The following is a 24,356-nucleotide window of genomic DNA, read 5'->3' as shown; positions in this document are numbered from 1 at the left end:
GCGAAGCCCGCTTAAAACGTATAACTGTACACCCAATTTCAGCAAGCGCAGGTTGAGTTGCCAAGCCCAACAAAACCGTTGAACCACCTGAATGTTTGGCTATATATAACTCAATCTTATATCTACACTTACTGAAAAACCTCAAATAACTTAATAAAAATCAAACCTCACACTTACTAATACGATAAACTACATTTTCTTTCAACAAGGTTTTATCTGTTATCTCATTTAAAGACAATAAACTTTTTGGAAGCATCTCTAATTTATTAATATCGCTCATATCCCCTACATACAGAAAAAATTCTTGGGGAATCTCCCTTAACTTTTTCAATAATTCTTCACAAAGTCTAAAATGATTTAATTTTAGTTTCTTTTTATTTTTTTTGATAAACTCGAGATAACCGCGCTTATTAGGAAAAATTTCAGGATATATCCCTTCTCCCTCTGAAGAAGTATATATCCATTCATATAGAGAAAAATTCTTATACCCAATATGAAACAAGGTCTTTCCATTATATTTTGAAAAACCTAGAAGCTCCGTATCTATTGGTTTATCAAAATTAACAATTATTGCAGAAGACATGCAGGCTAATAATCTTGATTTATCTATATTTTATTAATTATATATTTAACCCCGAAGTCAATATAGAAATTTAGTGATTTTAAAGTTCTCTTATCAATTTCAATCTCAGGGAGTACATGAAAATCTTCAGAATAGGCAAACTCTACATATGCATCATCATTCGATAATAATTCAATAATATTTTTCATTTCATCCGAAAGAAATGTAACCATCTCATATTGACATTTATTTTTAGACGCCATTTTTGAATATTGATTAAATAATTTTGGATTACTATTTTTAGTAATTAATCCTTCCGGAGTAATAAAACCACTTTGCATAAAGTCATCACTTATATTAACAGCCTTCCGAAAAAAAATATAATCACGCTCTTTGTTATCAATATAAAATCTCATACTCTTCAATAAGGAAATATAAGAATTTCCAGAATTACAAGCAATTTGAAAAAACATCATTACTCCTAAAGCTCATAAATAGTAAGGAATATATATATGCATATTCCTTACTATTTTTTTCACAAATTATGCTTATCTATGCTTATTTCCATAAAAAGCATGCCCTCGAATTTTTTGACTTGAGTTCTGGAAATGAGAATAATTTGAATGGATTTCCTTCTGCCCATGTCTAATAACATTTTGTCTTCCCCAAGCTTGGTTTGCTACCGCTCTTGCTTGTTGAGATGTTCGTGCATAGACATTAGCTCCTCTTGATAAAGCTTGCGCTGCAACACGCTGTGTAACCCAACGCTGCGCAAGGAATCTGCCCGCATGCAAAATTCCTATTGCCACCAACGGTGCCGCTGCCCCCTCAGTCTCTTTCATCTCCTTCTGAGAAAGCTCCGCCAACTGCATAGGCGTATCTGCCTGCGTGTGGAACACTTGGTTTTCAAATGCCTGATTCTCCATGCTGTTTGCCAGTGCGGGAGCGGCAATCATCGTCAGAATCATCATGGCTGCGGTAATTTGTTTTTTCATAATAAGTCCCTTTTTTTACAAGGTTGGAAAATCAAAGCCTGCTTAAAACGTATGCTGTACGCCCAATTTCAGTTCGGAGCTGCTCTGCCCTGAAATATTGAAGCGTGCGGATGCGTTTAAAGACGTGGCTTTGGAGAAGCCAAAGCCTGCGCCGAGATGGGCGTAGGTAGAGGTATTCCTTGCGGATTCTTTTTTGCCGTCCAGACGGTCGGGCTGCTTGCCCAGCCATTGGATGCCGCCCGTGAGGCTGATCCTGTCGTTGGCGGCGAAGGAGATATTAGGGTTCAGCATCCAGTAGTTGCCTGCTTTATATTTGACGTCGTCTGAAAGGGTTTTGCTGCCGTTGATGCGGTAGGCGACAGTCAGAGCAAGGACGACGGGGTCTATGGCTTTGTAAGTCGTCGCGCCAATCAGCCATGATTTGCCCGGCGAAGCTTTGCCGCATGATTTTTCGTAAAGCGTGCCTTCGAGAAAGCCTATCAAGGCAGGGTTTTTGTCGTCTTTGAGGAAGGTATGGCTGATGCCGAGAGATACGTCGGATAGGTGCTTGTCGCGGGTTTTGCTGCTTTCGCCGTCGAATCTGCGGTCTTCGCGCCCCAAGTAGCTGCCGCTGCCGTAGATTTCTGTGTTTCCGGTCAAACCGTAACGTAGGCCGAGTGTGCCGACGAGTATATCGCTGTTGCTGCCGTTTTCCTGAATTTCGGTCGGGACGGGGATAAAGGAAGCGGAGCCTGTCTGAATATAAATTGGCGCAGCAAGTTCGGAACGGCTGCTTTCGCTGTTGATATAGGTAACGGAAGCGTCGAGTTTCAATTTGCCCTTGTCCGTCATGATGTCTTCGATATTCAAAGGCAGGTCGGCGCGGACAACCAACGGAGCAAAGATAACGAATGCAATCAGAATATTTTTCATATTGTTGTTTTATTGTTTTAAATTAAATTTAACGGATATTAATGAAATTTAGTGTAGTTTGCCTAAATTATATTTTTAATGATGACATGAAAACTTATTGCTTTCTTCTATTAAGGTATTTCTGCAAGAGTTCGTCTAAAGACGAAAGCTTTGGGTTTCGATCCACGTTTTCAGACGACCTTAACTGCTAAACCGTCCATTAATCTGAAACAGGTCACCAGTCATCAAAGATGAATTCCTTTCTGCTCTGAAATGATGGCGGCAACAGAAAATCGTGTCCGCCCCTAATGAAAAACATCGTCTGAAAAAATCCTAAAAACCGAGTACAATCCGCCGCATGAAAAAACGTACCAATCCCCTCCCCCTTTTAGACGGTGTCAAACCCAGCTACTTGGTTTTGCCGCATGAAAAGCAGTTTTACGGCTTGCCGCTACTGCATTTTTTATGCGCTCATTTTCCCTTTGTCGGCGAAGAAAACTGGCGGCGGCGGCTGAACAGCGGTTTTGTGGTGGGCGCGGATGGCGTGCCGTTTGATGAGAATACCTTGTTCGAGCCCGGCAAGACGATGTTTTATTACCGTGAAACCAGCCGTGAGAGCGAGCCGCGTATTCCGTTTGAAGAAAAGATTTTGCATATTGATGAGCATTTGATTGTGGTGGACAAACCGCATTTCCTGCCTGTCATCCCCAGCGGCAGGTTTTTGCGGGAAACCCTGCTCACGCGCCTGCGTTTGCGGCCGGAATTGCAGCATTTGAATGTTGAAGACATTACGCCGATTCATCGCTTGGACAAAGATACGGCAGGCGTTATGCTGCTTTCGCTCAACCCTGCCACGCGTCGCGATTATCAGGCCATGTTCCAAGAAAAAACCGTCCGAAAAACCTATGAAGCGGTGGCGCCGACGCGGACGGATTTGGACTATCCGCTGGATATTTCGTCACGAATGGAACGCGGCGAAAAATTCTTTCTCACACGGGAAACAGAAGGCGAACCCAATGCCCACACGACCATCGAGCTTATCGAAAACCGCGGCGCATTCAGCCTCTACCGCCTCACGCCGCATACCGGAAAGAAACACCAGCTCCGCGTGCATATGATGAGTTTGAATATGCCGCTGATGAACGATGCGCTTTACCCTACCCCCTTGGCAGCCGGTGATGAAGACTACGATAAACCTTTAAAACTTCTGGCCAAAAGAATAGAGTTTACCGATCCTATCAGCGGAGAAATCCGCGTATTTGAAAGTAGCTTTACGCTTTAAGTTATTCAATCCAATGAAAAAGGCCGTCTGAAATTGTTCAGACGGCCTTTTTATCACGGAATCATTTGATTAGTGATGAATACAGCTGCACTCTTTATTCATATCAATCACCATACGGCCGGTAATTTTACCTTCCCGCATTTCTTGGAAGATGGCAGGCGCTTCATCCAAAGCACGCAATTCGACTTTAGGCACAACCAAACCTTCTGCGCCGAATTGGAATGCTTCTTCCAAATCTTTGCGGGTACCGACCAGAGAGCCGACCACTTCGATGCCGTCCAAGACCAGACGCGGGATGGACAGGTCCATAGATTCGGGCGGCAGACCAATGGCAACGACGCGGCCGCCTGCACGAACGCAGTCCACAGCGGAGTTGAACGCGGCGGCGGATACGGCTGTTACCACGGCTGCGTGTGCGCCGCCGGTTTTCTCTTGAATCACTTTGGCTGCGTCTTCTTTGGCGGCGTTGATGACTAAATCTGCGCCGCTTTCTTTAGCGAATGCCAGTTTTTCATCGTTGATGTCGATGGCGACGACGTGTGCGCCGAATACTTTTTTCGCGTATTGGACGCCCAAGTTGCCCAAACCGCCTGCACCGTAAATCGCAATCCATTGACCCGGACGAACGCCGGAAACTTTAATCGCTTTATAAGTGGTCACACCGGCACAAGTAATGCTCGAAGCTTGCGCAGGGTCAAGACCGTCGGGTACTTTAACGGCGTAGTCCGCATCGACGATACAGTGGGTCGCCATGCCGCCGTCGGCAGTATAGCCTGCGTTCAATACAGAACGGCACAAGGTTTCGCGGCCGGTATTGCAGTATTCGCAAGAACCGCAGCTTTGGAATAGCCATGCGATGCTGACACGATCGCCAACTTTCAGATTTTTCACACCGTCGGCAACTTCTTTAACCAAACCGATGCCTTCGTGTCCCAACACACGACCCGGTTTGTCGCCGTAATCGCCTGCCGCAACGTGCAAGTCGGTGTGGCACACGCCGCAATACTCGACTTCCACCAACGCCTCGCCGTATTCCAGCGGACGTAATTCGCGTTCAACAACTTCTACATCACCTGCTACATCTTTATTTACTACCACAGCATGCATTTTCATGAGAAAGTCTCCTAGGGTGTTGAAAAACTGTTTAGCTATGAATGAGAATACTCCCCATATCCGAAGACGTCAACCCATAATCTTTTTTAAAACAATAAGTTATGATGTTATACCATAACAAAATCTATTTAATCCCTATAAATCTTTAAATATATTAACAAATATACTTTCATTTCAATTAAATCCTTTATTTTTTAGACGGCCTGCTACATGAAACAACATTGCAAATATAAATTTTGAGAATATTCTCATTTTTAATACTTGAACTTAAAAAGAAAAAAGCATAAGCTGTTTTCATGGTGTTGAAACACCTATTCCCATTCATTAAGGAGACAGCATTATGGCAAAAGATTTAAATGTGTTTGATAAAGAATACGGCCTTTTGATCAACGGCGAATGGACAAAAGGTAGCGAAGGCAAACTTTTATCCTCTTACAACCCTGCCAATGGCGATGAGTTGGCCAAGTTCACAGACGCAACCGATGCCGATGTCGATGCTGCCGTAGCCGCTGCGCAAGAAGCGTTCAAAACATGGCGTAAAACCACGACTGCCGAACGCGCGGCCATTTTGAACAAAATCGCCGATGTGATTGACGAAAACGCCGAATTGTTCGCCCTGCAAGAAACCTTGGACAACGGCAAACCCATCCGCGAAACCCGCGCTGCCGACGTGCCTTTGGCCTCCGACCATTTCCGCTATTTCGCCAGCGTGATCCGCGGCGAAGAAGGCACTGCGACCCAACTTGATGCCGAAGACCTGTCCATCGTTTTGCGCGAACCGATCGGCGTTGTCGGCCAAATCATTCCTTGGAACTTCCCATTCCTGATGGCCGCATGGAAAATCGCTCCGGCATTGGCCGCAGGTTGTACCATCGTCATCCACCCTTCTTCCAGCACTTCATTGAGCCTGTTGTCCCTCGCTCAAAAAATCAACCACTTGCTGCCTAAAGGCGTGTTGAACGTAATTACCGGCCGCGGTTCAAAATCCGGCGAATACATGCTGCACCACAAAGGCTTCAACAAACTGGCCTTTACCGGCTCAACCGAAGTCGGCCGCCGCGTCGGCATCGCCGCCGCCGAATTGCTGATTCCGTCCACTTTGGAATTGGGCGGCAAATCTGCCAACATCTTCTTCGACGATATGCCTTTCGACAAAGCCCTCGAAGGCGCGCAAAAAGGTATTTTGTTCAACCAAGGCCAAGTATGCTGCGCCGGTTCGCGCATTTTTGTACAAGAAGGCATTTACGACAAATTCGTCAATGCGTTGGCTGAAGAATTCAAAAAAATCAAAGTCGGCCTGCCTTGGGAAGACGACACCCAAATGGGTTCGCAAGTCAACGCCGGTCAACTCGAGACCATTTTGAAATACGTCAAAATCGGCGAACAGGAAGGTTGCCGCATTATTACCGGCGGTAAAAAAATCGAAGGCGAATTGGGCAAAGGCGAATTTGTCGAGCCTACTTTGATTGAAGCCAGCAGCAACGAAGCCCGTGTTGCCCAAGAAGAAATCTTCGGCCCGGTTGCCACCGTGATTAAATTCAAAACCGAAGAAGACGTCATCAAAATGGCCAACGACAGCGAATACGGCTTGGGCGGCGCAGTGTGGAGTACCGACATCAACCGCTGCCTGCGCGTTTCCAACGCATTAGAAACCGGCCGCGTTTGGGTAAACTGCTACAACCGCCTGCCTGCCGGCGCGCCGTTTGGCGGCTACAAAACTTCAGGTATCGGCCGCGAAACCCACAAAATGATGCTCGCCGCCTACACCCAAGTGAAAAACATCTACATCAGCACCCGTGAAGAACGCGAAGGCTTCTATTGATTCAGCGATTCACATTAATCTGATTTAGAAAATATAAAGGCCGTCTGAAACCTGTTTCAGACGGCCTTGCTTTATTCTGTTTTGCAATAAATGCTTCATATCTTTCTCAAAAAAAGCCCCATTACTTTCTCTCCGGCCACAGCCAGCAAGGCTCCGACCACAACCACCATGGCACCCACATAGCTGACGATATTCATATCCGAAGCGGCAAAATAATCGGGGGCGAGATGATGGCCGATGGTGGAAAATATCATGGTGAATACAGGAATCAGCGTGGTGACGATACTGACTTTTGAAGCGTCCCAATGATTGAGCGCTTCGCCGAATGAACCGTAGCCGATCAGCGTGTTCAGGCAGCAATAAATAAAGCAGCCCCATAAAAACGGATTGCCGATATGGGCAATTTGCGACGGTTCGGCAAACGGCAGGAAAACAAAGCTGCTACAAAAATAAATCATGAGCAGGATTTGTTGCGAATTGAAATGTTTGGACAAAAGTTTTTGCGCCACGCCGTAGCACACCCAAATCATGCTGCCCGAAGCCGCCATCATCACGCCGACCGCGTAGCTGCCCAAGCTGAAAAGTTCGCCGAATTTGTCGTTGAAAAACATGGCCAAACCCGTCAGCAAAAGCATCAAGCCGATTTTTTGCCAGTGCGTAAAGGCTTCTTTAAACACACCTACTCCGACCAAAATCATGGTAAAGGGCGAGAGCTGCCACAACACCTGCGTGGTTGTCGGCGAAATATAGTGCAAACCCATGGCAACAAGCACGAAGTTGGCGGAAATACCAATAATGCCCAGCACCAATAAAAATAAGGTTTGCTTGGAAAATTCAGACGGCCTCGGCAACTTGCCGGTCAGCCCCAACAACGCAAACAACACCAGCGAAGCCACTAAAAAGCGTATCCACACCAGCGTGGGCGCATCGACGGCTTTTAAGGCCTGTTGGGCGATGACCGGCAGCGAACCCCAAGTCATGGTGGCAAGCAGCGCCAATGAAAAGCCGAGCCAAGGTTTTTGTTTCTTCATTTTTCAGACGGCCTTTGCTTACGCGGCTTCCCAGTAGTCGATATAAAGCTGCAATTCGAGATTATTCCGCCATTCGTTGGCAACGGGGCGGTACACCGTGCGGATGTATTCGGGAATGTCTTCACTGCAACGCCAAAACATGGCTTCAAATTCGTAGCCGTCTTTTTGCAGCCAGACTTTTTTATGTTTGCCTTCCGCGCCCAAAGGCTGCTGGCGGATGACGTGAAATTCGTCGGTAAAACTCGGCGGCGTGAAGCCCTGCCCCCAAACGTGTCGGGCAAGGTTCTGCGCCTGTTCCAGCGTAATGTCGCGGGCAGGCAGGCTGCCGTCGGTGATGAAGGTTTGCGACAAATCGTCTTCGCACACCATCTCGCGCACTGCTTCTTCAAAGGCCGTCTGAAACGCGGGAATATTGTCTTCAAGTATGCTCAAACCCGCCGCCATCGCGTGTCCGCCGAATTTCAAAATCAAATCGGGATGACGTTTAGACACCAAGTCCAAAGCATCGCGCAGGTGCAGATTGGGAATGGAGCGTCCCGAACCGCGCACTTCGCCGTTGTCGGCAGGCGCAAACACGATGGTCGGACGATAAAAACGGTCTTTGAGGCGGCTGGCAACGATGCCGACCACGCCTTGATGGAAATCGTCGCGATACGCCACCAAAGTCGTCTGACCTGGAGGTAGGGTTTCGGGAAAGGCGTTCAGCGCGTCTTGTAGCATGGATTGCTCGATTTCGCGGCGCTCGATATTGAGGTTGTTTAACTGAGCCGCCAGTTCCTGCGCTTCGGCATCATCTTGCGCCAACAGACAGGCAATGCCGACCGACATATCGTCCAGCCGTCCGGCCGCATTGATGCGCGGTCCCAACGCAAAGCCCATATCAAACGGCTGAGCCTTGCGCCAATCCCGTCGCGCCACTTCAAACAAGGCGCGGATACCGGGGCGCATTTTGCCCAAACGCATCCGTTTCAAACCTTGAGACACGAGGATACGGTTGTTGTGGTCTAGAGTGACAACATCGGCGACGGTACCGAGTGCGACCAAATCCAAAAGATCGCCCAGATTCGGCTCTTTCAGGCCGTCTGAAAAATAATGGCGGCGGCGCAGTTCGGCACGCAAAGCCATCAATACATAAAAAATCACGCCCACGCCCGCCAAGCTTTTGCTTTGGAAACCGCAGCCTTTTTGATTCGGATTGACGATGATGCAGTCGGGCACGGTCTCGGCAGGCAGATGGTGGTCGGTCACAATCACATCCAAACCCAACTCCTGCGCACGCGCCACGCCTGCAATGCTGGCGATACCGTTATCCACCGTCACCAATAAATCCACACCTTGCTCTGCCGCGATTTCAGCCAGCTCGGGCGTTAAGCCGTAGCCGTGTTCAAAGCGATTGGGCACAAGGAAATCCACTTTCGCCCCCATCGCCGCCAAACCGCTCATACCGACGGAACACGCCGTCGCACCGTCTGCATCGTAGTCGGCGACAATCAAGATTTTTTCCTGACGCTCAATCGCATCCGCCAAACGGCCGGCGGCGGCTTCGCAGTTTGTCAGCGTTTGATACGGCAACAGCGCAGCAAGTTTGTCGTCCAACTCGGCCGGACTTTGCACATCACGCGCAGCACACAGCCGCGCAATCAAAGGATCGGTACCGGCAGTAAGCAAGTCGTTAAAAACAGTCGGATTAATAGAACGTGTTTGGATTTTGACGGACATGGTGTGTGGGATTAAATAGAGAAAAATTAATATTTTTGAAGCGTTTATTTTAAGGAGGAGGCCGTCTGAAACCTGCAATCCGTTTTCAGACGGCCTTAAGGTTTATTCCTCCCAATCCTGCCCTTCTTCTGAAGCATCGGATTGACCGGCCTCCATCACTGCTTTAATTTCTTGGAACAGCGCGCGGAAGTTTTTCGGCGGTTTGTTTTGTTCCTGCTCTTTTTTAGTGTTGCGGATCAAGGTGCGCAATTTGCCGGCGTCGGCTTGCGGAAAATCGGCCATAAATTGGGTAATCGCGCCATCGTCTGCCAACAGTCGGGTACGCGCCTGCTCGACGCGTTGCAAAAAAGCATTGTGCGCCGTATTGTCGCCGCGCAGTTTGGCCAAGAAGGCTTCGATGGGCGCAGGGTCGGTATCGCGCATCAGGCGGCCGATAAATTGGGCTTGGCGTTTGAGTGCGCTGTTGGACGTGATTTTTTTATAGGTGGCAATTGCCTCGAACAGGTCTTCGTCCAAGCCGATTTTTTTCAATGTATCGCTGGAGAGCTTGGTCAATTCCATACCCAAAGCCTGCAAATCGTTCATTTGCTTTTTCATTTGGGTTTTGCTGACCCATTCGTCTTCTTGTTCAAACATTGTGTTTCCCTGATTTTCTGAATCTGCCTATTTTATCAGTTTTCAGACGGCCTTTCCGTGCGATTTTTGCAGAGGCCGTCTGAAACGGTTAAAATGCCGCAAAACCCTGTCAGGAAACCTTTTTATGCTGTTTAACCACACACCGGACGAGCTGTTGCGCTTGTGCGGACACACGCTGGATTTGGCCAAACAATCCGGCGCCACCTCGGCCGAAGCCGATTTCAGCGAGTCGCTCGGGCAAAGCGTCAGCGTGCGCTTGGGCGAAATCGAACAAATCGAGTTCCAACAAGACAAATCTTTAGACATTACGGTCTATGTCGGCCAACGCAAAGGCCGCGCCAGCACGGCCGACTTCTCCGAACGCGCCCTGCAAGATACGGTCAAAGCTGCCATCGATATTGCACGCTATACCGCCGAAGACGATTGCGCCGGCCTTGCCGACGCTGCCTTGATGGCAACCCATATCGGCGACCTCGACCGCTACCACGAATGGGATTTGAGTACCGAATCCGCCATCGATTTGGCCAAGCAATGCGAACAGGCCGCGCTGTCAACGGACAAACGCATTGAAAATTCTGAAGGCGCATCGGTTCATACCGGCCATTACCAATATGTCTATGGCAACACCCACGGCTTTGCCGCACACCAGCAAAGCACGCACCACAGCATTTCTTGCAGCGTGGTCGCCAGCGACGAACACGGCATGCAGCGCGACTATTGGTACGATTCTTCCTGCCGTCACGAAGACATGGACACGCCCGAACTCATCGGTAAAACCGCAGCCGAACGGACTTTACGCCGTCTGAACAGCCGCAGCGTTCCGACCGGCAGCTATCCCGTACTGTTCGACACCACTGTCGCCGTCGGCTTAATCGGCCACCTTATCGGCGCACTCAGCGGCGGCGCGCTCTACCGCCAAAGCAGCTTCCTGATTGACAGTATCGGCAAACAAGTGCTGCCTGAGTTTCTCAGCCTGCGCGAAGAACCGCATATTCTGCGCTCGTTCCGCAGCACTTATTTCGATGCCGAAGGCGTGGCCACCCAGCCGCGTTTTGTGGTGAAAGACGGCATCATCGAAGGCTATTTCCTCAGCAGTTACAGCGCGAAAAAACTCGGTATGCAGACAACGGGCAACGCCGGCGGCGCGCACAATCTGTATCTGAACCATACCCACGCCACGCAGGCCGACCTATTGAAAGAAATGGGAACAGGTTTGCTGGTTACCGAATTGATGGGACAAGGCGTCAACGGCATTACCGGCGACTACTCGCGCGGCGCGGCCGGTTTTTGGGTGGAAAACGGCGTCATTGCCTATCCGGTTCAGGAAATCACCATTGCCGGACGTTTGCAGGATATGTACCGCGACATCACCGGCGTGGCAGACGACGCATTACGCCGTTCGTCCAACCAAATCGGCTCCATCTTGGTCTCTAAAATGACGGTTGCCGGCAACTGATTGAACTAAATATACAAAAGGCCGTCTGAAAGATATCTTTTCTTTTCAGACGGCCTCGCCGTTACCTACTTCCATAAAAAACACATCATGCATATTGTCGTTATCCCCTCTTGGTATCCTTCTTCCGAAACCGACGTGGACGGAATCTTTTTCCGTCTCCAAGCCCAAGCCCTGCAACGCGAAGGCATGAAAATCGGCATGGTCGTGCCCATGTTCCGCTACTTGAGAAGCCAGCCGAAAACCATCTTCTCGCGCTTCTACGGCCTGCGCCGCCATCAGCAAGGCGGACTCAACACTTACGCCTACGACAGCATGTATTTCTTCCCACGCTGCCCGGTTGTCGACATCGACCGCATCCGCTGGGTCAACGCAGGCATGAAAGCTTTTGAAGCCTATATCGCTGACAACGGCAAACCCGACGTAATTCATGCCCACTGCGTCAACTACGCCGGCATTTTGGCCTGCGCCATCTTCAAAAAATACGGCGTTCCCTATGTGATTACCGAACACAGCAGCGCCATTTCACGCGGCCTTGTCCGCAAAAACCAATGGCCGTCCATGCACGAAGCCGTGCGCCACAGCGCGGCACGGTTCGCCGTCAGCCGTGATTTCTGCCGTATTCTCGAAAAAACCTACGCCGGTACAGACTGGCAATACCTGCCCAATATGCTGGGCGGCAATTTTGAACAGGATTTCGAGTTCCCCGAAAAAAACAATCAAGACTTCACCTTCTGCAGCGTCTCCCACCTGCGCCACCTTAAAGGCCACGACCTGCTCCTACCTGCTTTTGCCGAAGCACTCAAAACCTATCCGCAGCTCAAACTCAAAATCGGCGGCGGCGGCGCAGAAGAAGGCCGTCTGAAACAACTGGCTAGCGACTTAGGTATCAACCACGCCGTTACCTTTACCGGCGCATTGACCACCGACCAAACCCTAGACCTCATGCGCCACAGCAACGCATTCGTCCTCGCCAGCCGTACCGAGACCTTCGGCGTCGTCTATATCGAAGCACTGTCGCAAGGTTTGCCCGTTATCGCCACACGTTGCGGCGGCCCCGAATCCATCGTCACTTCCGACAACGGCCTGCTGGTGCCAATTGAAAACATACCGGAGCTGACCAAAGCATTGCTCACCCTCTACGAAAACCATGCCAACTACGATCCCGTCCGTTTACGCCAAGATTGCCTGCAACAATTCGGCAGCCGTGCCATTGCGCAACACCTGATCAACACCTTCCAAAAAGTGCTTAATAAGTAGGCATAAACCATACAGGCCGTCTGAAATCCTTCAGACGGCCTGCTTCAACAAGACAAATCTAGTGTAAAATTAAGACAATAACCAAACTTTTTGATTTAAAATCAGTCCAAAGAAAAACTGTTACCTATAATAATATCCCCACATACATTATGCGCTATTACGGAACGATTACTCGCTGGAACAGCAAGCGCGGCTTCGGCGCCGCTACCATAGAAGACACAGGCCAAGAAATCTTTCTTGCCCTTGCCGCCTTCACCACCCTTACCCGCCTTCCGGCCGAAGGGCAGCACATCTCCTTCAACATCACAGAAGGCCGACGCGGCCGCAAAGAAGCCGAAAACGTCTGCTTCGCCCTCGATTGCGCCGACTGCTTTGATGTCCTCGTCCCGCCCCCTGAAAAACCCCTCGCCGGCAAACAAGCCATCATCGGCCTGATTGCCGTTATCTTCGTCTGCGGCATTTTCGCCACCTTGTGGTACGGCCTCCACTTTTCCGATAACACACCGGAAGAGCCGGCCATCAAAAAACAAGAAACCATGGTTCACGAAGTAGCCGCGAAAATCGAAGCGGAACGCAAAGCATGGCGTGATGCCGTCAACCGCAGCAACCAACGCTCGGGGCAGCCTCAACGCGCCAAAGATAATACTTCAAAACAATAACACTTTATCCAATACAAAAAGGCCGTCTGAAAAAATGGGAAGATGAAATTATAGATTTCTTCCTCATTCTTTCAGACGGCCTTTGTTCTTACCTCAATTCGGTTCCGCCATTTCCAACGCCTGCTTGATGTCCACGGCGACGACGCGTGAGACGCCTTTTTCCTGCATGGTTACGCCGACGAGCTGCTCTGCCATTTCCATGGTCAGGCGGTTGTGGGAGATGTAGAGGAACTGGGTTTGCGCCGACATTTCTTTGACCAGGTTGCAGAAACGCGAGGTGTTGGCGTCGTCCAGCGGGGCGTCGACTTCGTCCAGAAGGCAGAAGGGGGCGGGGTTGAGGCTGAACAAGGCGAACACGAGGCTCATGGCGGTGAGGGCTTTTTCGCCGCCGGAGAGGAGGTGGATGGTGCTGTTTTTCTTGCCGGGCGGGCGCGCCATGATGGACACGCCGGCAGTCAGGAGGTCGTCGCCTATCATTTTGAGGGTGGCTTCGCCGCCGCCGAACAGGGTCGGGAAGAAGGTTTGGACTTTGCCGTTGACGGCGTCGAAGGTTTCTTTGAAGCGCGCTTTGGTTTTGTCGTCGATTTGGGCGATGGCTTCTTCCAAAAGGGTAATGGCTGCCTGTACGTCTTCGCTCTGGCTGCGGTAGTAGCCGTCGCGTTCGCGCGCTTCTTCGAGTTCTTGCAGGGCGGCGAGGTTGACGGCGCCGAGTGCTTCGATTTGCTGGGTAAGGCTGCCGATGCTGCTGTTCAATACTTTCGGCGATTCTTTCGCCAACGCTTCGAGCGCATCCAGATCGGCAGCGCGTTCGGTCAGGTTTTGATGGTAGCGTTTGGCGTTGATCAGGGCTTCCTGCTGCTGCAACAGGGCGGTTTGGGTGGCGGCCTGAAGCTGCGGCAGCTTGATTTGCAGGGTTTGTACGCGGGCGTATTGCTCCCTGCCCTGTTCCTGAATCTGCGCGAGTTTTTCCTGCACGGCGATGTATTCTTCGTCCAGCGTGTGTACGGCTTCGGTCAGCTCGTCGAGCTTGATGTGCTGCTCGTCGTTTTGGAACTCGGTTTCATAGGCGAGGGCAAGCTCTTGCTGGCGTTCCTGCCAGTCCAGGGTTTGCTGTTCGAGCCGTGCGATTTGCTGCTGGTAGTTTTGTTTTTGCTGGTTGAGCTTGTGGACGGCGACTTCGGCAAGCCCGTATTGGCGGTTGGCTTCCAACAGGGCAAGCTGCGCCTGTTTCAGACGACCTTGCTGCTCTTGGCGGCTGTGCGCGGTGGTTTGCTGCTGGTGTTCGAGTTCGGCGGCGGCTTCCTGCAAAGTAACGATGTCGTCTGAAAGACCGTCGGACGTGTGTTGCAACACGGTCTGCTCTTCCGCCAACTGCGCCAGTTCGCGAGCGATGTGTTCGCGGCGGATTTGCCCTTGGTTGGTGCGTGCCAAGAGTTCGGCGGCGCGTTGCTGCGCCTGGCTGTATTGGCGCGTGTGCTGCTGTTGCTGCTGCATCAGGTTTTTGTGCTGCGTTTCAGACGAGCGCACGGCAGCCTCGGCCTGTTTGAACGCGGCTTCGGCGGCGGAAAGTTCGGGGGCGAGGTTTTCCAGTTCGGACGCGATGCCGTCGAGACGGGCTTTTTGGGCAATCAGGCTTTCCTGCGCAGGTTTGGCATAGAGCAGGACGCTGACTTTATCGACCTGATGGCCTTCGGGCGTGAGCCAGATTTGATGCGCGCCCAAATCGCTTTGATGCGCGAGAGCGTAACTCAAATCGGGCGCACACAATACGCCGTCGAGCCAGTGGTGCAATGCCGTCTGAAACGGCGGCTGCGCTTGGATTTGGTTCAGCAATGCCTGTACGGGCAGGGATTTTTTGATGCCGCCGGAGAGGTCGTCTGAAAGCCATGCCGCCTGCCCTTGCGGCAACGGCACGGGGGGAACGAAGCCAGACGGCACGCTACGGGCGTGCAGGCGTTCGGCAAGGATGACGGACAAAGCGTGTTGCCACTCGGCGGGGGCGGTGATGTGTTGCCACAGTTGCGGCGCGGCAGCGTGGTCGGTTGCCTGCCAGAAGTCGGCGGCTTCCTGCTGTTGCGACAGGATTTGCGACAACGCCTGCTGCTGCGCCTGCAAGGTGATGTGTTGCTGCTTCAGGCTTTGGAAGCGGTTTGAGGCCGTCTGAAACGCCTCGCGTGCGGCGTGTAAGGCTTCTTCGGCGGCAATGATTTGTTCTTCGTAATGCTCTTGCTGGCTTTGCAACAAGGCGGCGGCTTCCTGCGCGGCGGCGGTTTCGGCTTCGTCGGGCAGGTTCAGGGCTTGGTTTTCCTGTTTCAGACGACCTTTGCGCTCTTCGTGCTTGGCAACGGTTTGTTCGGCATGGGCAAGCTGCTGCTGCTTCAACGCCAGTTCGCGGCGGATACGGTTTGCCTCGTCCTGCTGGGTTTGGAAGGCGGCGTTGAGCGTGGCTTGGGCTTCTTCCAATTCGGGCAGACGCTCTTCGTGTTCGGCAACCTGCATCGCCCATTCCGCCAATTCGGTTTGCTTCTCTTCGGCCTGCAACTCGTTTTCTTCAAGCTGCACACGGATTTGCTGCTGCTCCTGATGGATGCGCTGCATCTGCGCCTGCGCCGCCTGTTTGTCGCGTTCGATGCGTTGGTGCAGGTTTTGCTGATGGCGGATTTGTTCTTCCAAACGGGCAATCTGCTCGCGCAACACGCCGCGTTTGTTGCTCAATTCGTGTACCGCCTGCTGCTGCGACTGCTCGGCGGTCTGCAAGGCGTGTACTTCGTCGTTTAACGCCTGAACCTGAGCGGCGGTTTCGTCTTGCTGCGCCTGCAAAGACTGATGCTGCGCGGTCGCCTTGTCGGCGGCGGCAAGCGATTGCTGCCATTGGGCGTAATCGAGCAAATCCTGCTGGCGGTTTAACTGCGCGGTCAGGGATTTGTAGCGTTCGGCGGTTTCCGCTTGTTTTTCCAGCTTTTCCACCTGACGCGCCAATTCGTTCTGCAAATCGCCCAAACGCTGCAAATGCTCGCGCGTGTCTTTCAGACGGCCTTCCGTCTCCTTGCGGCGTTCCTTGTATTTGGACACGCCCGCCGCCTCCTCGATATAGGCGCGCAACTCCTCCGGCCGCGCTTCGATGATGCGCGAAATCATCCCCTGCTCGATAACGGCATAACCGCGCGCGCCCACGCCCGTACCCAAAAACAAATCGGTAATGTCGCGGCGGCGCACGGTCTGATTGTTGATGAAATAAGTCGATTCGCCCTGACGCGTCAGCTGCCGCTTGATGCTCACCTCGGCATACTGCCCCCATGCGCCCTGCAAACTGTGGTCGCTGTTGTCAAACACCAGCTCCACCGAAGCCCTCGGCGCAGGACGGCGCGTCGCCGCACCGTTAAAAATCACGTCCTGCATACTCTCGCCGCGAAGCTGCTTCGCCGAAGCCTCGCCCAACACCCAGCGCACCGCGTCAATCACATTCGACTTGCCGCAGCCGTTCGGCCCGATAACCGCAACAAGCTGCCCCGGCACATGAATCGTGGTCGGGTCGGTAAAAGATTTGAAGCCGGAGAGTTTGATGTGGGTAAGACGCATGGCAATGTTTCGAATTGGAAAAGAAGGCGTATTTTAACGGAAATACGCTTATCCGTTGAGAGAAAATCTGACAACTCAAATCAAATAAAAAGGCCGTCTGAAGTTTCAGACGGCCTTTTTATTTTTAATTTGAATTACACCGATACGGCTGCTTTGATGTGCGGATGCGGATCATAGCCTTCCAACTCGAAGTCTTCAAATTTGAAGGCAAATAAGTCTTTGATTTCAGGGTTGATTTTCATGGTCGGCAGGCTTCGGAAATCGCGGCTTAATTGCAGCTGGGCCTGCTCGATATGGTTGCTGTACAAATGCGCATCACCAAACGTATGAATAAACTCACCGGCTTCCAAGCCGCACACTTGCGCCATCATCATGGTCAACAATGCATAGCTGGCGATATTGAACGGCACGCCAAGGAAAATATCGGCGCTGCGTTGGTAAAGCTGGCAGGACAGCTTGCCGTTGGCAACGTAAAACTGAAACAGCGCGTGGCAAGGCGGCAAGGCCATTTCGTCGACCAAAGCCGGATTCCATGCCGATACAATCAGACGGCGCGAGTCGGGATTTTTTTTGATTTGTTCAACCACATTGGCAATTTGGTCGATATGGCGGCCGTCGGGTGCGGGCCAGCTGCGCCATTGGTAGCCGTAAACCGGGCCCAAATTGCCGTTTTCATCCGCCCATTCGTCCCAAATGGAAACGTTGTTATCTTTCAGGTATTTGATGTTGGTATCGCCTTTGAGAAACCAAAGCAGCTCATGAATAATCGAGCGCAGATGCAGTTTTTTGGTGGTCAACAGCGGAAAGCCTTCACTCAAATCAAAACGCATTTGGTAACCGAACACGGAACGCGTGCCGGTGCCGGTACGGTCGGATTTGTCGATGCCATTGTCGAGAACATGGCGCATAAGGTCGTGATAGGCTTTCATGTGTTTCCTTAATGTATGTGTTGTGGGAATTTCTTGTGTATTGTACCGAATTTTCAGACGGCCTGCCTCTCTGTCTTCAATGGGGCGACCTTCCCCATATTCGCGTAGTACACTCATTAACAATTTTGACAATTCCGCACTAATTTACAGAAATTTTTGAGCTGAATTAAATTTTTACAAAAAAATTTTTCAGTATTCTCCAATTTAAATGATTAGAATTTTATTTTTTATAAAATCTATTTTATAAAATATATTTGAATATTTCTAGTTAAATTTAAAATATAATTCCATTTTTACAACTTAGTAAAAAAATAATGTCAACAATCTAGGCAAAATTTTTCTTGGCAAGTAAAATTTTTACGGCTATATTTCAAAACATAAATATTGAAATATCTCACTCAATAGGAGTAGAAAAATGACCGACCTGAACACTCTATTTACCAATCTCAAACAACGCAACCCCAACCAAGAACCCTTTCATCAAGCCGTTGAAGAAGTGTTTATGAGTTTGGATCCGTTTTTGGCGAAAAACCCGAAATACACCCAACAAAGCCTGCTTGAGCGCATTGTTGAGCCGGAGCGCGTGATTATGTTCCGCGTCACTTGGATGGACGACAAAGGCCAAGTCCAAGTCAACCGCGGCTACCGCATCCAAATGAATTCCGCCATCGGCCCTTACAAAGGCGGCTTGCGCTTCCACCCTACCGTCGATTTGGGCGTGTTGAAATTCCTCGCTTTTGAACAAGTCTTCAAAAACGCGCTGACCACCCTACCTATGGGCGGCGGTAAAGGCGGTTCCGACTTTGATCCTAAAGGCAAATCCGATGCCGAAGTAATGCGCTTCTGCCAAGCCTTTATGACCGAACTCTACCGCCACATCGGCGCCGACACCGACGTCCCTGCCGGCGACATCGGCGTAGGCGGCCGCGAAATCGGCTATCTGTTCGGCCAATACAAAAAAATCCGCAACGAATTTGCTTCCGTCCTGACCGGCAAAGGCCTCGAATGGGGCGGCAGCCTGATTCGCCCTGAAGCCACCGGCTACGGCTGCGTGTATTTTGCCCAAGCTATGTTGGAAACCCGCAACGACAGCATCGAAGGCAAACGCGTATTGATTTCCGGCTCCGGCAACGTGGCGCAATACGCTGCCGAAAAAGCCATCCAACTGGGTGCAAAAGTATTGACCGTTTCCGACTCCAACGGCTTTGTCCTCTTCCCTGACAGCGGCATGACCGAAGCGCAATTGGCCGCTTTGATCGAGCTGAAAGAAGTACGCCGCGAACGCGTGGCCACTTACGCCAAAGAACAAGGCCTGCAATACTTTGAAAACCAAAAACCGTGGAACATTGCGGCCGAAGTCGCCCTGCCTTGCGCCACCCAAAACGAATTGGACGCAGACGCTGCCAAAATCTTGCTGGCCAACGGTTGCTATGTGGTTGCCGAAGGTGCGAACATGCCGTCAACTTTAGGCGCAGTCGAACAATTTATCAAAGCCGGCATCCTCTACGCTCCAGGCAAAGCCTCCAACGCCGGCGGCGTAGCGACTTCAGGTTTGGAAATGAGTCAAAACGCCATCCGCCTGTCTTGGACACGCGAAGAAGTGGACAGCCGCCTGTTTGACATCATGCACAACATCCACGAATCCTGCCTGAAATACGGCAAAGTCGGCGACAAAGTGAACTACGTCAATGGTGCGAACATTGCCGGTTTCGTCAAAGTTGCCGATGCCATGTTGGCGCAAGGTTTCTAAAAACCGCATCAACACAAATCATAAGGCCGTCTGAAATATTTCAGACGGCCTTTTTCTTTATAAAGCAAATTTTATACACCCAAATACCCTTCCCTGCTGGCAAGCCACCTTGCCAGATGCGCTTCGACGATTTCGGGGTTTTGCTCAATCAACAAGGGGGCGATTTCGCGCGCCTGTTCCAAGAGGTGCAGGTCTTCTTCGAGGTTGGCGAAACGCAGCATGGGGACGCCGCTTTGGCGTGCGCCGAGAAATTCGCCGGGGCCGCGGATGTTGAGGTCTTGGCGGGCGATTTCGAAGCCGTCGGTGTGTTCGTAGATGACTTTCAGCCGCGCTTTGGCGAGTTCGCTCAAGGGTTCGGCAAACAGGAGGACGCACACGCTTTCCGCCGCGCCGCGCCCTACCCGCCCGCGTAATTGGTGCAGCTGCGCCAAGCCCATGCGCTCGGCGTGTTCGATCACCATCAGGGCGGCGTTGGGCACATCTACGCCGACTTCGATAACGGTGGTGGCAACCAAGACGTTCAGACGGCCTGCGGCAAACTCCGCCATGACTTCGGCTTTTTCAGCGGCTTTCATGCGCCCGTGTACCAAGCCGATGTTGAGTTCGGGCAATGCCGCCTGAAGCTGCTCGAGGGTTTTGGTAGCGGTTTGCAGTTGCAGGGTTTCGCTTTCTTCAATCAGCGGGCAGACCCAGTATGCCTGCTGCCCTTTGCGGCAGATGTTGAGGACGAAGCCTTCGACTTCGGCGCGGCGGACGTTGTTGACGAGGCGAGTCTTAATCGGGGTGCGCCCGGGCGGCAATTCGTCGATAACAGACACGTCTAAGTCGGCGAAAAAACTCATGGCAAGCGTACGCGGAATGGGCGTGGCGGACATCATCAGCTGGTGGACGTCGCGCCCTTTGTTTTTGAGGGCGAAGCGTTGGGCGACGCCGAAGCGGTGTTGTTCGTCCACAATCACCAAGCCTAAATTTTGAAACTCGACGTCGTCTGAAAACAGGGCGTGCGTACCGACGGCGATTTTGACGGTGCCGTCGGCGAGTTTGGCTTTGGCTTCGTCTTTGGCTTTTTTGCGCTGGCTGCCGGAAAGCCAGACGACTTCGAGTCCTAAAGGTTCGAGCCATTGTTTGAACTTGATGAAATGCTGTTCGGCAAGGATTTCGGTCGGCGCCATTACAGCCACCTGCGCACCGGATTCAATGGCATTCAAAGCAGACAAGGCAGCAACAATGGTTTTGCCGCTGCCGACATCGCCTTGCAGCAGGCGGTGCATAGGATGGGTTTGCGCCATGTCGCGGCGGATTTCGGACACGACTCGTTCTTGGGCATCGGTCAGGGCAAACGGCAAGGCGTGGCGCAGGGCTTGGGTCAGCGTGCCGTCGCCGCCCAATGCCGCCGCCGTGCCGCTGACACGCTTCTGTCGCGCCAGCCGCATGGACAACTGTTGCGCCAAAAGTTCGTCGAATTTGAGCCGCTGCCATGCGGGAAGCGCGCCGTCGGAAAGCTGGTGGATGGTGAAACTCGGCGGCGGCGAATGCAAAAGGCGCAGGCTTTCGGCGAGGTGCGGCAGTTTCAGACGACCCAATAAGGCATCGGGGAGCGTGTCGTGCAGCGGCGTAACGTCCAACGCCGTTTGAATGATGCGGCGCAAAGTGGGCTGGTTCAAGCCGTTTACGGTCGGATAGACGGGCGTGAGGCTTTCCGCCAAACCGCTGCTCTCGGCATCACGGATTTTGGGATGAATCATCTCGTCGCCGTAAAACCCGTGTTTGATTTCGCCCACGGCGCGGATGCGTTTGCCGGCCGCCATCTGTTTCTGATGGCTGGCGTAAAAGTGGATGAAGCGCAGAAAAAGGACACTACCGGAACCGTCGGCGATTTGGACAATCAGCTGCTTGCGCGGTTTGAACGTTACTTCCTGATGGATAACTTCGCCCTCAACCTGACACGGCACACCGATCGGCGCATCCTTAATCGGCATGATGTGCGTCTCGTCCTCATAACGCAACGGCAGGTGCAACACCAAATCCCATGCGGTATGGAGGTTGAGTTTTTCGAGCTTCTTGGCGGAAACATCGGTGATTTTGAGCTGTTTTTGGGTTTCGGGCGTCATCTTAAAGGCAGCTGATTGAAAGTTTGCTGTATTTTATCCGAAAACAAAAAGGCCGTCTGAACGTAATGTTTCAGACGGCCTTAATTTAGGTATAACGCGATTAAGCGTTAGCTCCCTGTTGTTCTTCGTAGATTGCTTCGAAGTTGATCGGAGCAAGCAGTACAGGTGGGAAGCCGGCGCGGGTTACGCTGTTGGAAATGGCTTCGCGTGCGTAAGGGAACAGGATGTTTGGACAAGCAACGCCCAGCAGCAGTTGTACGTCTTCTTCAGGAATGTTTTCCAGACGGAAGATGCCGCTTTGGGTTACTTCGTTCAAGAACATGGTGCGCTCTTCGTTCAGTTTGGCAGTCACGGTCACGGTAACGTCAACGCTGTAGAAGCCGTCTTCCAGTTTGGTGCTGCCGGTAGAAACGCGCATATCCACTTCAGGCTCGCCTTGTTCCAAGAAGATTTGTGGTGCGTGAGGCACTTCCAAAGACAAGTCTTTTACATACAGACGCTCAACGCTGAATACGGGTTGCAATTCTTCGCTCATTTTATTTTCCTAAGTTAAGGGTTAAGGATTCAGTAATTCGTCCAACTTGCCTTCCTGCTGCAAGCGGTACAAATCGGTAAAGCCACCGACATGAGTGTCGCCGATAAAAATCTGCGGCACGCTGCGCTGACCGGAAAGCTGCTGCATTTCGGCAAAAACTTCCGGATTGCTATCGATGCGGATTTCGTTGATTTCTTTCACACCCACCGCCTGCAACAGCCTTTTCGCCATGGTGCAGTACGGGCAATATGGACCGGTATAAACAGTAACGGTTTGCATGATTTCTTCCAAAATACCAATGTTCATGACTATATGGGCATAGGTGTTATTTTACAAGTATTCCCGCCGTACGGTTGTAAAAAACATTCAGACGGCCTCTTGGCCATAAACATTTGTGCAGATGCGGAAAAACCATAATTAAAGTATGATAAGCGCTTTCGCAGAATGACTTTTGCCATTTGTTTTGTGGAGAAGAACACATCGCAAAAGTTTTTCTATTCAAAATCAGGTATCCCCATGCTTTCAGGAATTCCCATCCCCAAGGACGCCGTGCGTCCATCCGAAACCGTCCTCGTCAATATTACGCCGCAAGAAACACGTGTAGCCGTTTTAGAAGAGAACAATATCTGCGAGCTGCACATCGAGCGCAACAGCGGCCACAGCTTGGTCGGCAATATTTATTTGGGCGTTGTCAAACGCGTCCTTCCCGGCATGCAAAGCGCATTCATCGATATCGGCTTGGAACGTGCCGCGTTTTTACATATCGTCGATGTCCTCGAACAACGCCGCAATCCGGACGAAACCCAACGCATCGAACACATGCTCTTTGAAGGCCAGTCTGTCTTGGTTCAGGTCATCAAAGACCCCATCAACACCAAAGGCGCGCGCCTGTCCACCCAAATCTCACTGGCCGGCCGTTTCCTCGTCCATCTTCCGCAAGAAGACCACATCGGCATTTCTCAACGCATTGAAGACGATGCCGAACGCAGCAGTTTGAGGGAGCGCCTCAACAACCTGCTGCCCGAAAACGCCTGCCACGGCTACATCATCCGCACCAACGCTGAAAACGCTTCCGATGACCAACTGCAATCAGACATCAACTATCTGACCAAAGTGTGGGAACACATTCAAAAACAGGCAAAAATTCAGCCGCCCGAAACCCTCCTCTATCAAGATTTGCCTTTGAGCCTGCGCGTATTGCGCGATATGTTCAGCCTCGATACGCACAAAATCCTGGTCGACTCGACAGAAAACCACCGCCGCATGACCCAGTTTGCCGAACAATACGTTCAAGGTGCATTGGGCAGGATCGAATTGTTTAAAGGCGAACGCCCCCTATTTGAAACCCACAACATCGAGCAGGAAATCGCCCGCGCCCTGCAACCGCGCGTCAACCTCAACTTCGGCAGCTACCTCATCATAGAGTCCACCGAAGCCATGACTACCATCGATGTCAACACCGGCGGCTTTGTCGGCGCGCGCAATTTTGATGAAACCATCTTCCGCACCAACCTCGAAGCCTGCCACACCATCGCCCGCGAACTTCGCCTGCGCAATCTCGGCGGCATCATCATCATCGACTTCATCGATATGGCGCAGGAAGTCCACCGCGAAGCAGTCCTGCAAGAGCTTGCCAAAGCCCTGAGTTTCGACCGCACCCGCGTCACCCTCAACGGCTTTACCAGCCTGGGCCTTGTTGAACTGACCCGCAAACGCTCGCGTGAAAACTTAAGCCAAATCCTCTGCGAACCCTGCCCTTCCTGCCAAGGCCGGGGCCGTCTGAAAACGCCGCAAACCGTGTGCTACGAAATCCAACGCGAAATCGTCCGCGAAGCGCGCCGCTACGATGTCCAAGCCTTCCGTATTTTGGCCGCTCCGAATGTCATCGACTTGTTCCTAGACGAAGAATCGCAATCGCTGGCAATGTTGATAGACTTTATCGGCAAACCGATTTCGCTGGCAGTCGAAACCGCCTACACGCAGGAACAATACGATATTGTGTTGCTGTAAAAATAAAAGGCCGTCTGAA

20 protein-coding genes are annotated in these 24,356 nt (G+C 51.5%); 7 read left to right on the top strand and 13 right to left on the bottom strand.

All coding sequences use genetic code 11. The features are described from left to right. Nucleotides 1-160: 160 nt before the first annotated feature. From FAH66_RS01915 to FAH66_RS01900, 4 genes are all read right to left on the bottom strand, one after another. Nucleotides 161-583 carry a hypothetical protein gene (locus FAH66_RS01915; protein WP_137040480.1) on the bottom strand — a complete coding sequence of 141 codons (423 nt, stop codon included), beginning with the start codon at nt 581-583 and terminating at the stop codon, nt 161-163. 23 nt (nt 584-606) lie between these two features. Then, nucleotides 607-1,035, bottom strand: coding sequence for a hypothetical protein (locus FAH66_RS01910; protein ID WP_244284972.1), 429 nt, complete (start codon nt 1,033-1,035; stop codon nt 607-609). A gap of 75 nt (nt 1,036-1,110) precedes the next feature. Then, entirely contained in the window at nt 1,111-1,557 is a 447-nt protein-coding gene (locus FAH66_RS01905; RefSeq protein WP_137040478.1) for a hypothetical protein, read from the bottom strand. Nucleotides 1,558-1,599: 42 nt separating this feature from the next. After that, entirely contained in the window at nt 1,600-2,469 is an 870-nt protein-coding gene (locus FAH66_RS01900) for a meta-pathway of phenol degradation family protein (RefSeq protein WP_137040476.1), read from the bottom strand. A 337-nt stretch (nt 2,470-2,806) separates the two neighbouring features. On the opposite strand from FAH66_RS01900, the gene FAH66_RS01895 reads away from it, so the two are divergent. Beyond that, on the top strand, nt 2,807-3,730 hold the full coding sequence (locus FAH66_RS01895) for an RluA family pseudouridine synthase (protein ID WP_137040474.1): 924 nt from the start codon (nt 2,807-2,809) through the stop codon (nt 3,728-3,730). A 69-nt stretch (nt 3,731-3,799) separates the two neighbouring features. Here the strand turns inward: FAH66_RS01895 and adhP are convergent, their stop codons facing one another. Beyond that, nucleotides 3,800-4,843: an alcohol dehydrogenase AdhP gene (gene adhP / locus FAH66_RS01890; protein ID WP_167480304.1), complete on the bottom strand. Its 1,044-nt coding sequence runs from the start codon at nt 4,841-4,843 to the stop codon at nt 3,800-3,802. Between the two features lie 340 nt (nt 4,844-5,183). Between adhP and FAH66_RS01885 the strand changes: the two genes are divergently transcribed. Continuing rightward, a complete protein-coding gene (locus FAH66_RS01885; protein WP_137040472.1) occupies nt 5,184-6,665 on the top strand; it encodes an aldehyde dehydrogenase family protein in 1,482 nt (493 codons plus the stop codon). Between the two features lie 95 nt (nt 6,666-6,760). Here the strand turns inward: FAH66_RS01885 and FAH66_RS01880 are convergent, their stop codons facing one another. The 3 genes from FAH66_RS01880 to yjgA all read right to left on the bottom strand — a co-directional run bounded on the left by FAH66_RS01880 (nt 6,761) and on the right by yjgA (nt 10,051). Next, nucleotides 6,761-7,696, bottom strand: a complete 936-nt coding sequence (locus FAH66_RS01880) for a DMT family transporter (protein WP_137040470.1) — start codon at nt 7,694-7,696, stop codon at nt 6,761-6,763. Nucleotides 7,697-7,714: 18 nt separating this feature from the next. Next, nucleotides 7,715-9,415, bottom strand: a complete 1,701-nt coding sequence (recJ, locus tag FAH66_RS01875; protein WP_137040468.1) for a single-stranded-DNA-specific exonuclease RecJ — start codon at nt 9,413-9,415, stop codon at nt 7,715-7,717. A 102-nt stretch (nt 9,416-9,517) separates the two neighbouring features. Further along, nucleotides 9,518-10,051, bottom strand: a complete 534-nt coding sequence (gene yjgA / locus FAH66_RS01870) for a ribosome biogenesis factor YjgA (RefSeq protein WP_137040466.1) — start codon at nt 10,049-10,051, stop codon at nt 9,518-9,520. Nucleotides 10,052-10,175: 124 nt separating this feature from the next. Here yjgA and pmbA point away from each other — a divergent pair, with 124 nt between their 5' ends. The 3 genes from pmbA (at nt 10,176) to FAH66_RS01855 (ending at nt 13,423) form a co-directional block, all read left to right on the top strand. After that, on the top strand, nt 10,176-11,507 hold the full coding sequence (gene pmbA / locus FAH66_RS01865; RefSeq protein ID WP_137040464.1) for a metalloprotease PmbA: 1,332 nt from the start codon (nt 10,176-10,178) through the stop codon (nt 11,505-11,507). An 87-nt stretch (nt 11,508-11,594) separates the two neighbouring features. Beyond that, nucleotides 11,595-12,764: a glycosyltransferase gene (locus FAH66_RS01860; RefSeq protein WP_137040462.1), complete on the top strand. Its 1,170-nt coding sequence runs from the start codon at nt 11,595-11,597 to the stop codon at nt 12,762-12,764. Nucleotides 12,765-12,913: 149 nt separating this feature from the next. Continuing rightward, nucleotides 12,914-13,423, top strand: coding sequence for a cold-shock protein (locus tag FAH66_RS01855; protein WP_137040460.1), 510 nt, complete (start codon nt 12,914-12,916; stop codon nt 13,421-13,423). A 93-nt stretch (nt 13,424-13,516) separates the two neighbouring features. Here the strand turns inward: FAH66_RS01855 and smc are convergent, their stop codons facing one another. Together smc and FAH66_RS01845 are read right to left on the bottom strand one after the other, a co-directional pair. Next, complete coding sequence (gene smc, locus FAH66_RS01850) at nt 13,517-17,002, bottom strand: chromosome segregation protein SMC (protein WP_137040458.1); 3,486 nt, start codon at nt 17,000-17,002, stop codon at nt 13,517-13,519. Nucleotides 17,003-17,136: 134 nt separating this feature from the next. Continuing rightward, complete coding sequence (locus FAH66_RS01845) at nt 17,137-17,931, bottom strand: thymidylate synthase (RefSeq protein WP_137040456.1); 795 nt, start codon at nt 17,929-17,931, stop codon at nt 17,137-17,139. A 415-nt stretch (nt 17,932-18,346) separates the two neighbouring features. On the opposite strand from FAH66_RS01845, the gene gdhA reads away from it, so the two are divergent. Beyond that, nucleotides 18,347-19,681, top strand: coding sequence for an NADP-specific glutamate dehydrogenase (gene gdhA / locus FAH66_RS01840; RefSeq protein ID WP_070584291.1), 1,335 nt, complete (start codon nt 18,347-18,349; stop codon nt 19,679-19,681). 71 nt (nt 19,682-19,752) lie between these two features. Here gdhA and recG read toward each other — a convergent pair whose 3' ends face one another. The 3 genes from recG to grxC form a co-directional block, all read right to left on the bottom strand. Then, nucleotides 19,753-21,792: an ATP-dependent DNA helicase RecG gene (gene recG, locus FAH66_RS01835; protein WP_137040454.1), complete on the bottom strand. Its 2,040-nt coding sequence runs from the start codon at nt 21,790-21,792 to the stop codon at nt 19,753-19,755. 100 nt (nt 21,793-21,892) lie between these two features. Further along, a complete protein-coding gene (secB, locus tag FAH66_RS01830) occupies nt 21,893-22,327 on the bottom strand; it encodes a protein-export chaperone SecB (RefSeq protein WP_003684095.1) in 435 nt (144 codons plus the stop codon). Nucleotides 22,328-22,348: 21 nt separating this feature from the next. Next, nucleotides 22,349-22,606: a glutaredoxin 3 gene (gene grxC / locus FAH66_RS01825; protein WP_049329930.1), complete on the bottom strand. Its 258-nt coding sequence runs from the start codon at nt 22,604-22,606 to the stop codon at nt 22,349-22,351. Nucleotides 22,607-22,843: 237 nt separating this feature from the next. Here grxC and FAH66_RS01820 point away from each other — a divergent pair, with 237 nt between their 5' ends. Beyond that, a complete protein-coding gene (locus FAH66_RS01820) occupies nt 22,844-24,337 on the top strand; it encodes an Rne/Rng family ribonuclease (RefSeq protein ID WP_107858142.1) in 1,494 nt (497 codons plus the stop codon). Nucleotides 24,338-24,356: the final 19 nt, after the last annotated feature.

The organism is Neisseria subflava (genome assembly GCF_005221305.1).
GTDB lineage: Bacteria > Pseudomonadota > Gammaproteobacteria > Burkholderiales > Neisseriaceae > Neisseria > Neisseria subflava.
This window is presented reverse-complemented; position numbering and strand designations above follow the sequence as displayed.

Bases quoted from the DNA above. Each gene is read 5' to 3' on its own strand.
- FAH66_RS01915 (WP_137040480.1), bottom strand. From the start codon at position 583: ATGTCTTCTGCAATAATTGTTAATTTTGATAAACCAATAGATACGGAG.
- FAH66_RS01910 (WP_244284972.1), bottom strand. From the start codon at position 1,035: ATGTTTTTTCAAATTGCTTGTAATTCTGGAAATTCTTATATTTCCTTA.
- FAH66_RS01905 (WP_137040478.1), bottom strand. From the start codon at position 1,557: ATGAAAAAACAAATTACCGCAGCCATGATGATTCTGACGATGATTGCC.
- FAH66_RS01900 (WP_137040476.1), bottom strand. From the start codon at position 2,469: ATGAAAAATATTCTGATTGCATTCGTTATCTTTGCTCCGTTGGTTGTC.
- FAH66_RS01895 (WP_137040474.1), top strand. From the start codon at position 2,807: ATGAAAAAACGTACCAATCCCCTCCCCCTTTTAGACGGTGTCAAACCC.
- adhP (WP_167480304.1), bottom strand. From the start codon at position 4,843: ATGAAAATGCATGCTGTGGTAGTAAATAAAGATGTAGCAGGTGATGTA.
- FAH66_RS01885 (WP_137040472.1), top strand. From the start codon at position 5,184: ATGGCAAAAGATTTAAATGTGTTTGATAAAGAATACGGCCTTTTGATC.
- FAH66_RS01880 (WP_137040470.1), bottom strand. From the start codon at position 7,696: ATGAAGAAACAAAAACCTTGGCTCGGCTTTTCATTGGCGCTGCTTGCC.
- recJ (WP_137040468.1), bottom strand. From the start codon at position 9,415: ATGTCCGTCAAAATCCAAACACGTTCTATTAATCCGACTGTTTTTAAC.
- yjgA (WP_137040466.1), bottom strand. From the start codon at position 10,051: ATGTTTGAACAAGAAGACGAATGGGTCAGCAAAACCCAAATGAAAAAG.
- pmbA (WP_137040464.1), top strand. From the start codon at position 10,176: ATGCTGTTTAACCACACACCGGACGAGCTGTTGCGCTTGTGCGGACAC.
- FAH66_RS01860 (WP_137040462.1), top strand. From the start codon at position 11,595: ATGCATATTGTCGTTATCCCCTCTTGGTATCCTTCTTCCGAAACCGAC.
- FAH66_RS01855 (WP_137040460.1), top strand. From the start codon at position 12,914: ATGCGCTATTACGGAACGATTACTCGCTGGAACAGCAAGCGCGGCTTC.
- smc (WP_137040458.1), bottom strand. From the start codon at position 17,002: ATGCGTCTTACCCACATCAAACTCTCCGGCTTCAAATCTTTTACCGAC.
- FAH66_RS01845 (WP_137040456.1), bottom strand. From the start codon at position 17,931: ATGAAAGCCTATCACGACCTTATGCGCCATGTTCTCGACAATGGCATC.
- gdhA (WP_070584291.1), top strand. From the start codon at position 18,347: ATGACCGACCTGAACACTCTATTTACCAATCTCAAACAACGCAACCCC.
- recG (WP_137040454.1), bottom strand. From the start codon at position 21,792: ATGACGCCCGAAACCCAAAAACAGCTCAAAATCACCGATGTTTCCGCC.
- secB (WP_003684095.1), bottom strand. From the start codon at position 22,327: ATGAGCGAAGAATTGCAACCCGTATTCAGCGTTGAGCGTCTGTATGTA.
- grxC (WP_049329930.1), bottom strand. From the start codon at position 22,606: ATGCAAACCGTTACTGTTTATACCGGTCCATATTGCCCGTACTGCACC.
- FAH66_RS01820 (WP_107858142.1), top strand. From the start codon at position 22,844: ATGCTTTCAGGAATTCCCATCCCCAAGGACGCCGTGCGTCCATCCGAA.